The organism is Sulfuritortus calidifontis (assembly GCF_003967275.1).
Lineage (GTDB): Bacteria > Pseudomonadota > Gammaproteobacteria > Burkholderiales > Thiobacillaceae > Sulfuritortus > Sulfuritortus calidifontis.
The window spans coordinates 2,693,023-2,701,633 of record NZ_AP018721.1 but is presented as its reverse complement, the minus strand read 5'-3'; the positions used below and the strand labels follow the sequence as shown (position 1 = coordinate 2,701,633).

Here is an 8,611-nt window from a genome sequence, read left to right as displayed (position 1 = left end):
CAAGGCAGCCTCCGGGCTGCCTTTTTTCATGGCGCAGGCCGCGCCGCGCGGGCGAATTGTTTATACTTCTGGCCCATGCCCGCGGCCTTCGCGGCAGTGAAAATATATGAGCGCACACCTCAACGTCGTCATTCTCGCCGCCGGCAAGGGCACCCGGATGCATTCCGACCTGCCCAAGGTGCTGCATCCCCTGGCCGGGCGCCCCCTGATCGAACACGTCATCGCGGCCGCCGACCGGCTGAACCCCCAGCGCATCTGCGTGGTCTACGGCCACGGCGGCGATGCCTTGCCGCAGGCGGTCGGCCGCGACGATCTGGACTGGGTGCTGCAGGCGCCGCAACTGGGCACCGGCCACGCCGTGCAGCAGGCGCTGCCGCGGCTGGATGCGGAGGCCATCGCGCTCATCTTGTACGGCGACGTGCCACTGATCCGCAGCGAGACCTTGCAGGAGATGGTGGCCATCGCCCGCGGCGGCGCCGTCGCCCTGCTCACGGTGCGCCTGGCCAACCCCGCCGGCTACGGTCGCATCGTGCGCAACGCCCAGGGTGGGGTCGAGCGCATCGTCGAACACAAGGACGCCAGCGCCGACGAGCTGGCGATCCACGAGGTCAACACCGGTATCATGGCCATGCCGGTGCGCCAGCTCAGCCAATGGCTGGCGCGCCTGTCCAACGCCAACGCCCAGGGCGAGTACTATCTGACCGATGTCATAGGCATGGCGGCGGCCGAGCGGGTGCCGATCCAGCCCTGTCACCCCGGCGCGATGTGGGAAGTACTCGGGGTCAACAGCCGGGCCCAGCTGGCCGAACTGGAGCGCACCCACCAGCACAACCAGGCCGAGGCGCTGCTGGCCCAGGGCGTGACCCTGCTCGATCCCAAACGGCTGGATATCCGCGGGGAGCTGGCTTGCGGCCGCGACGTGATCATCGACATCAACTGCCTGTTCGAGGGCCGGGTGCAACTGGCCGACGGGGTGAAGATCGGCGCCCACTGCGTGCTGAAGAACGTCGAGGTCGAGGCCGAGGTCGAGATCCTGCCGTTTACCCACATTGAGGGCGCCCGCATCGGCGCCGGCAGCCGGATCGGTCCCTACGCGCGCATCCGGCCCGGCACCGAGCTGGCCGAGCGGACCCATATCGGCAACTTCGTCGAGCTGAAAAACAGCCAGGTCGGCTTCGATTCCAAGATCAACCATCTGTCCTACGTCGGCGACGCCACGGTCGGCAGCCGGGTCAACATCGGCGCCGGCACCATCACCTGCAACTACGACGGCGCCAACAAGCACCGCACGGTGATCGAGGACGAGGCCTTCATCGGCTCGGATACCCAGCTGGTGGCGCCGGTCACCGTCGGCCGTGGCGCCACCCTGGGCGCCGGCACCACCCTGACCCGCGACGCCCCGCCCGGCCAGCTCACCCTGTCGCGGCCCAAGCAGTTGACCATCGCCGGCTGGAAGCGGCCGGTGAAGAAGAGTAAGGCGTGAGGAGTGAGGAGTGAGGCGTGAGGCGTAACTTCAGAGCAGGCAAACAGGCGGATAGACATATGTCGCAGTCACCCTATCGGGCGGGGATGGTTTTCTCCTCACGCCTTTTTCCTCACGCCTTACTGAAAGCGGAGCGCTGACATGTGCGGCATCGTCGGCGCGGTCGCGCGGCGCAACGTGGTGCCCCTGCTGATCGAGGGCCTGCAGCGCCTGGAATACCGCGGCTATGATTCGGCCGGCATCGCCGTGCTCGATGGCGAGATCAAGCGGGTGCGCCGGGTCGGCCGGGTGAGCGAGATGCAACAGGCGGCGGCGGCCGAGGGCCTCGCCGGCCAGATCGGCATCGGCCACACGCGCTGGGCCACCCACGGCGGCGTGACCGAGCCCAATGCCCATCCCCATGTCTCGGGCGGCCTGATCGCCGTGGTGCACAACGGCATCATCGAAAACCACGAGGCCATCCGGGCCGAGCTCAAGCGGGCCGGCTACAGCTTCGAATCGCAGACCGACACCGAGGTCATCGCCCACCTGGTGCATCAACGCTACCAGCAACACCATGACCTGTTCGCCGCGGTGGAAGCGGCGGTGCGCGAACTGGTCGGGGCCTATGCCATCGCCGTGGTGGCGCTCGATGCACCCGATCTCGTGGTCTGCGCCCGCATGGGCTGCCCCCTGCTGATCGGCCGCGGCGACGGCGAGAACCTGATCGCCTCCGACGTCTCCGCCGTGCTCTCCAGCACCCGCCGGGTGATCTACCTGGAGGAGGGCGATGTCGCCGCGGTGCGGCGCGACGGCATCCTCATCCACGACCAGAATGGCAAGCCCGTAAAGCGGCGCGAGCATGTGAGCGACGTCTCCATCGCCTCGCTCGAGCTCGGCCCCTACAGCCACTTCATGCAGAAGGAGATCCACGAGCAGCCGCGCGCCCTGGCCGACACCCTCGAGGCCGTGCTCGACGAGGGCTTCAGCCCGACCCTGTTCGGCACGGATGCCGGCGCCGTGCTGGAGCAGATCGAGGGGGTGCAGATCCTCGCCTGCGGCACCAGCTTCTATGCCGGCTCGGTCGCCCGCTACTGGATCGAGGCCATTGCCGGCCTGCCCTGTCAGGTCGAGATCGCCAGCGAATACCGTTACCGACCGGTGGTGGCCAACCCGAAGCATCTCGTCGTCACCATCTCCCAGTCGGGCGAGACCCTGGACACCCTGGAGGCGCTGAAATACGCCAAGAGCCTGGGCCACGCGCACACTTTGGCCATCTGCAACGTGCAGGAGAGCGCCATTCCGCGCGCCTCGCGCCTGGTGTTCTACACCCGGGCCGGGGCCGAGATCGGCGTGGCCTCGACCAAGGCCTTCACCACCCAGCTGGTCGCCCTGTTCATCCTGGCCGTGACCCTGGCCCGGCTGCGGGGCCGGCTCGACGACGAACAGACCGTCGCCTATCTGGAAGACCTGCGCCATCTGCCCGGCAGCGTCCAGCACGCCCTCAACCTGGAGCCGCAGATCGCCGTCTGGGCCGAGCGCTTCGGCGCCAAGCAGCACGCCCTGTTCCTCGGCCGCGGCCTGCATTACCCGATCGCGCTCGAAGGCGCGCTCAAGCTCAAGGAAATCTCGTATATTCACGCCGAGGCCTACCCCGCCGGCGAGCTCAAGCACGGCCCGCTGGCGCTGGTCGATGCCGAGATGCCGGTGGTGGTGATCGCGCCGAACGACAGCCTCTTGGAGAAGGTGAAGTCGAACATGCAGGAGGTGCGGGCGCGCGGCGGCGAGCTGTTCGTGTTCGCCGACCTCGACAGCCACTTCACCGAGTCCGAAGGGGTGCACGTCATCCGCACCCCGCGCCATGTCGGCGTGCTGTCGCCGGTGGTGCACGCCATCCCGGTGCAGCTGTTGGCGTATCATGCAGCCTTGGTCAAAGGCACGGACGTGGACAAGCCCCGCAATCTGGCCAAGTCGGTGACGGTGGAGTGACAGCCGGCATGGCATTGCTTGAGAACACGGGGCGGGGCTTGCGGCGCAGGCTGATGCCGGCGCAGCCGGCGTCAAGCGTGGAGCGCGGCCGAAGCCACAAGCCCCGCAATCTGGCCAAGTCGGTGACGGTGGAGTGATCGTCACATGACGTTGCGAGAGAACGCGGGCTCAGAAACCTGGCGAAATCGGTGACCGTGGAATAAAAGAAGGAGACACCATGGCAGTCGTAGCGGTCTTCAACCAGAAAGGCGGGGTCGGCAAGACCACCACCACCCTCAACGTGGCGGCGGCGCTGGTCATGCTGGAGCGTCAACCCATCCTGATCGACCTCGATCCCCAGGCCCATCTGAGCCTGGCCCTCGGGCTGAAGAGCCTGCCGGGCGAGGCTTGCGCCTCGGCCTATTTCCTGCACGACAAACCCCTGGCCCAGCTGGTGCGCCAGTTGCCCAACGGCATCCGCATCATCCCCGGTCACCCCGACCTGGCCAAGGTCGATTCCATGCTGGGCGGGGTCAAGGGCGTGGCGGCCAAGCTGCGCAGCGGCCTGAACCAATTGGGCGGCGACAACAGCCCGGTGCTGATGGACTGCGCCCCGGCCCTGTCGGTGTTGACATTGAACGCCTTGTTCGCTGCCGACCGGGTGCTGATCCCGGTGACCTCGGATTTTCTCGCCATGCAGGGCCTGCACCGCACCGAGATCGCCCTGCGCGTGCTGGAAAAGCCCTTGGGCCGCGCCATCGAGCGGCGCATGGTGGTCACCCGCTACGCCGAGGACAAGCCGCAGTGCCGCGAGGCCCTGGCCACGCTCAAGCAGCGCTATGCCAATGAACTGACCGAGGCCAAGATCGCCGACGATCTGGCCCTGGCCGAGAGCCCGGCCCATGGCATGGACATCTTCGCCTATGCCGCCGATTCCACCGGCGCCCACGACTACCGGGTGCTGACCATGGAGCTGCTGTCCAAGGGTTTCTTCGAATAATCAGCTAGGCCGGGTCATAGCCACCCTGCTGCCAAGCCGGGCTCCCTCTATATCCGGCCTTGTGCTAGAAAGGCATTAGAGCAGGTCTAAACCTGTCAACAGATCCGGCACCTTGAAGGGGCCGGGGTGGGAGGCAACATCAGCATGGCCGAAGAACCGACAAGCCGTGAATCGCGGATCGCTGCGCTCGAGGCCGAGCTCGAACGGCGCGAGCATGATATCGCCATGCTCAAGGAAACCGCCCTTGCCGTCGGCAGCGAACTCGACCTGGATACCGTGCTGCAACTGGTGGTCGACCGGGCACGCGAGCTGATCGATGCCGAGACCGTGCTCATTCCCCTGCTCAATCCCGATTGCGACGAATATACCTACCGCGCCGGCTCCGGCGCGAACGCCGAAGAGATCGTCGGCCAGTCGCTGCCGCTCGATTTCGGCGTCTGTGGCTGGGTCTGGAAGCACAAGCGGCCGTGGTGGCGCGGCGTGCTCGAGGAATTGAGCCCGCAGGAAAAGACTCGCTGGGAGAAAGAGGCGGGCACCCTGATCCTGGTGCCGCTGATCGGGCGCGAACACTTTCTGGGCGGCATCGCCGGCCTCAACAAGCGTGGCGGCGGCGATTTCACCCAGCGCGATCTCGATGTGCTGACGCTGTTCGCCGGCCAAGTGGCCATCGCCATCGAGAACGCCATGGCCATGCAGAAGGTACGCGAGGCCCAGCAGGCCGCCGAGGAATATCAGGGCCGGCTGCAAATGCTGAACAACCGCCTGGCCATGGCCAACCAGGAACTCGAATTTCTTTCACTCTACGATCCGCTGACGCGCCTGCCCAACCGTTCCCTGCTGCGCGATCGCCTGCAAGGGCAGATGGCCATGGCCGGCCCAAGCGAGGCTGTCGCGGTGCTGCTGATCGACCTCGATCACTTCCAGGACGTCAACGACAGCCTCGGCCACGACGAGGGCGATCAGCTGATCAAGGCCGTGGCGGCCCGCTTTGCTGGATTGACGCGGCCGATCGACACCCTCGGCCGCATCGGCGGGGATGAATTCCTGTGCATTCTGCCCAATACCGGGACCGAGGCCGCGATCCGCATGGCGCACAAGTTGCAGCAAAGTTTGAAGCAGCCTGTGACCCTGGGTGGTCAGGACGTGACCACCACTGCAAGCGTCGGCATCGCCATCTATCCCGATCATGGCGACAGCGTGACCGCCTTGCTCAAGCACGCCGATGCGGCCATGTACGTCGCCAAGCAGAACCGCAACGACGTCCGGCTCTACGACACCAGCTACGATACCTTCGCCACCGGCCGTCTGGCCCTGCTCAGCGACTTGCAGGCGGCCCTGCAGCATCAGGAGTTCCAGCTCTACTACCAGCCCAAGCTGGCGCCGGCCAGCGGCACCCTGGTCGGCTTCGAGGCCCTGGCCCGCTGGCCGCACAAGGCGCGCGGCTTCGTGCCCTCGGAGATGTTCATTACGGCCATGGAGCAGACCGGCCTGATCTACGATTTCAGCCTGTGGGTGATCGAGACTGCGGCCCGGCGGTGCAGCCTGTGGCGCCGCTAGGTTGGAAAAGATTATTTGAGACGAGATGCGTGCGACAAAATTTGGGCGGGAAATCGCGGGAAGCGGTGGGAAATGGCGGGAAATCAAGTGGTTAAGAGTGTTATCCACAGGGCGCACGGTGTGCACGCATTATATGCGACAAAATGCGCGCACTTCTGCGCGTGACAGGCGTTTAAGGAATCGTCAGGCTGGCGTCTTTTGTGCGATGTAGGCACGTGTCGCGGCCAGTTCGTCGTCTGTCAGCTCGGCGAGCGACGACTTACAGAAGCGGCGCTGGATGTAGGCGCGGTAGAGTTCGGCATCGCCAAGCTGGTTCTTGCAGCGGGCCTTGATGTAGGCGATCTGGCGGGCGCGCCAGCGTGCGTCGCGCAGTGGCGCGGTCTTCATGCCGTCGATGCGGGCGCGCTGCTGCTGGAGCCAGCGGACGGCTTCGTCGAAGCGGGCGAGCGGCAGGATGTGATAGCTCGTGACGCGAAATTTCTTTTGAAATGAAGACCATGCAGCGGCATGGGTGAGCGGCCTGGCGCGCGTGCGGACGGTGTTGTGGACGGCGATCCACTCATTGAGCAGCTCGCGCAGGCGCAGCTTCTGGGCTTCCGACAGCTCTGAGGCGCGCGGATCGATGGTGTTGCGCGGGCGCACGGTCTGGGCGTGGATGACGGTGTTGCCGTCGCCGACGATGTTGTGGCTGCCCTCGATGCGCACGGCGGGCGCGGGCCGGGCGGGCTTGCGGCGGGTCGTCTTTCTGGCCGCGCCGCGCACGATCTCGATGAGCTTCTGCTTCTTGTCTTCCATCGTTTCTCCCCTGTGCTGGTTGATGAAAGGGTGCAAGTTCGAGTTTTGAACTTGCACCCGATAACTTGCACCCTTTGGCGAACTTGCACCCGATAACTTGCACCCTTTGGCGAACTTGCACCCGATAACTTGCACCCGTTCACGCCACACGGCGGATGAGCTCGATGACCTTGGCGCGGGTGGCGGCGGGCTCGGCGAGCAGCTCGTAGGCGACCAAGATGGCTTCGGCTTTTTTGTCCGGCGGCAGGTGCTTGTCGCCCAGGCCTTCCTCGATGACCTCGATGGCGGCCTGAAGGCGCGCGCGATCGGTGAGTTCCGAGGCGGGCCGCTCGCGGCTGCCGGTGAGGATGTAGGTGACATCGGCACCTGCGTCGGCGATTGCAGCAAGGTAATCCGCAGTTGGCGGCTTGCCCTTCTCGTAAAGAATTTGAGACCCCTTTGACGCGCCTCCAATAGAGGCGAAATCAGTCTGACTTAGGCCAAGCCGTTCTCTTTCCTCACGCAGGCGGCTCCCTCTATCAAAATTCTGCACCACACCCCCTTGCAAGGTTCAAAATTTTGAACCATACTTCCCACCGTGACGTTTCAACTTCCACGAGGTGGCAGTATGGCAGAGACGGTGCGGATTGATAAGGAGCGCGCGCGCCGCGCGCGCGAGGCCATCGAGCGGCTGGGGATTTCCCAGACGGCGCTGGCGCGGGCCCTTGGGGTGAACCCCAGGATCGTCAATGAGGTGGTGCGCGGGCGGCTGGTTGGCGTGCGCGGCGACACGCACAGGGTGGCGGTGGCGCTGGGCATCAAGGACGGGGTGATCCCGCCCAAGGATGCGAGCGCGGAGGAACTGATCGCGCTGCTTCGGCAGGCTGCGCGCGGTGGGGTGCGGTCATGACCGGGAGCATGTTGCCGTATCCGCTGATGGACTGGGACGTGAAGGAAGTGCTCGACAAGGTCGCGGCAGATGCCGAGGAGCGACCAGAGATGACTCTGGAACAGGCCTGGGGACATCTGCTTTATCACGCACTCGTGGCGCGGGCGAAGGCTGCAGGAAAGAAGGTGAGCGCCGATTTCTCCCTGGGTGCGGCGGTGTGGGCAGCGATCCAGGCGCGCGAGGCGTTGTGGCGCATCGAACATGACGCGCTGTTGCCGCTGTGCGATCTGGATATGCACAGCGACGTGATCTACGAGGAGATCGAGGCGTTTGGCCGCCGCGCACCGGAGCTCTTTGATCATGAGCACAACGCGTTCCGCTTCTGATCTGGTCGATCTGGCCGCCATCGCCGAGGCGGTGGGCGTGGATTACCACACGGTGCGCAATAAATGGACCGCCTCCCCCGACTGGCCGCCGCATCACGACCGGGCTGGCCTGGGCGGGGCGAAGCGCTGGCGGGTGGAGGATCTGCCGACGGCCTTCAGGCGGCGAGGGAAGTCGATCGATGTGCGCCAGGCGGTTGAGCTTTGGCAGGCGCGCCAGGCGCTGGCGCGGTTTTCACAGACAGGAGAACACGATGCAGTACTGCTACATGGACGGCCAGGGCAGGCTGGTGGCGGTGATCGAGCGGATGGGCAATGGCAGCCCGGCGTCGCCGGTGCGGTGGCTGCTGCGCTGGGCGGTGCGGCGGGACTGGACGCACTGTCGGCAGGACTCGATATACGGCTGCCGGCACGAGGCGGCGGCCTCGGTGCTGCTGGAGTGTCCGGAGGCGGCGCTCCAGGTGTTCAACCGGCGCGGGGAGAGGGTGCGGTGACGCCCGCTACGCCAAATGTAGCTCCCCTTCCCGCCCCCCTTCCCGCCCCCAGCGGCGAGCCCATCCCGGCGGGGCGTTGCCCTC

General features: G+C 65.9%; 9 protein-coding genes. 7 read left to right on the top strand and 2 right to left on the bottom strand.

Translation table 11 applies throughout. The features are described 5' to 3' along the window. Positions 1-106: 106 nt before the first annotated feature. The 4 genes from glmU (at position 107) to EL388_RS13640 (ending at position 5,987) form a co-directional block, all read left to right on the top strand. A complete protein-coding gene (gene glmU / locus EL388_RS13655; protein ID WP_126463926.1) occupies positions 107-1,483 on the top strand; it encodes a bifunctional UDP-N-acetylglucosamine diphosphorylase/glucosamine-1-phosphate N-acetyltransferase GlmU in 1,377 nt (458 codons plus the stop codon). A gap of 141 nt (positions 1,484-1,624) precedes the next feature. Further along, positions 1,625-3,451, top strand: coding sequence for a glutamine--fructose-6-phosphate transaminase (isomerizing) (glmS, locus tag EL388_RS13650; RefSeq protein ID WP_126463925.1), 1,827 nt, complete (start codon positions 1,625-1,627; stop codon positions 3,449-3,451). A 217-nt stretch (positions 3,452-3,668) separates the two neighbouring features. Next, complete coding sequence (locus EL388_RS13645; RefSeq protein WP_126463924.1) at positions 3,669-4,430, top strand: ParA family protein; 762 nt, start codon at positions 3,669-3,671, stop codon at positions 4,428-4,430. A 144-nt stretch (positions 4,431-4,574) separates the two neighbouring features. Continuing rightward, positions 4,575-5,987, top strand: coding sequence for a bifunctional diguanylate cyclase/phosphodiesterase (locus EL388_RS13640; RefSeq protein WP_126463923.1), 1,413 nt, complete (start codon positions 4,575-4,577; stop codon positions 5,985-5,987). A 183-nt stretch (positions 5,988-6,170) separates the two neighbouring features. Here EL388_RS13640 and EL388_RS13635 read toward each other — a convergent pair whose 3' ends face one another. Next, positions 6,171-6,782 carry a hypothetical protein gene (locus EL388_RS13635; RefSeq protein WP_126463922.1) on the bottom strand — a complete coding sequence of 204 codons (612 nt, stop codon included), beginning with the start codon at positions 6,780-6,782 and terminating at the stop codon, positions 6,171-6,173. 139 nt (positions 6,783-6,921) lie between these two features. Further along, positions 6,922-7,314, bottom strand: a complete 393-nt coding sequence (locus EL388_RS13630) for a helix-turn-helix domain-containing protein (RefSeq protein ID WP_126463921.1) — start codon at positions 7,312-7,314, stop codon at positions 6,922-6,924. 75 nt (positions 7,315-7,389) lie between these two features. On the opposite strand from EL388_RS13630, the gene EL388_RS13625 reads away from it, so the two are divergent. The 3 genes from EL388_RS13625 to EL388_RS13615 all read left to right on the top strand — a co-directional run bounded on the left by EL388_RS13625 (position 7,390) and on the right by EL388_RS13615 (position 8,527). Further along, positions 7,390-7,671 (top strand): helix-turn-helix domain-containing protein, encoded by a 282-nt coding sequence (locus EL388_RS13625; RefSeq protein WP_126463920.1) that lies wholly within the window; start codon positions 7,390-7,392, stop codon positions 7,669-7,671. Continuing rightward, the gene (locus tag EL388_RS13620) at positions 7,668-8,036 is read left to right on the top strand and encodes a hypothetical protein (RefSeq protein ID WP_126463919.1); all 369 of its coding nucleotides are present in this window, start codon (positions 7,668-7,670) and stop codon (positions 8,034-8,036) included. The genes EL388_RS13625 and EL388_RS13620 overlap by 4 nt, the downstream gene beginning before the upstream one ends. Before the next feature lie 251 nt (positions 8,037-8,287). Continuing rightward, positions 8,288-8,527, top strand: coding sequence for a hypothetical protein (locus EL388_RS13615; RefSeq protein WP_126463918.1), 240 nt, complete (start codon positions 8,288-8,290; stop codon positions 8,525-8,527). The last annotated feature ends 84 nt before the right edge of the window (positions 8,528-8,611 follow it).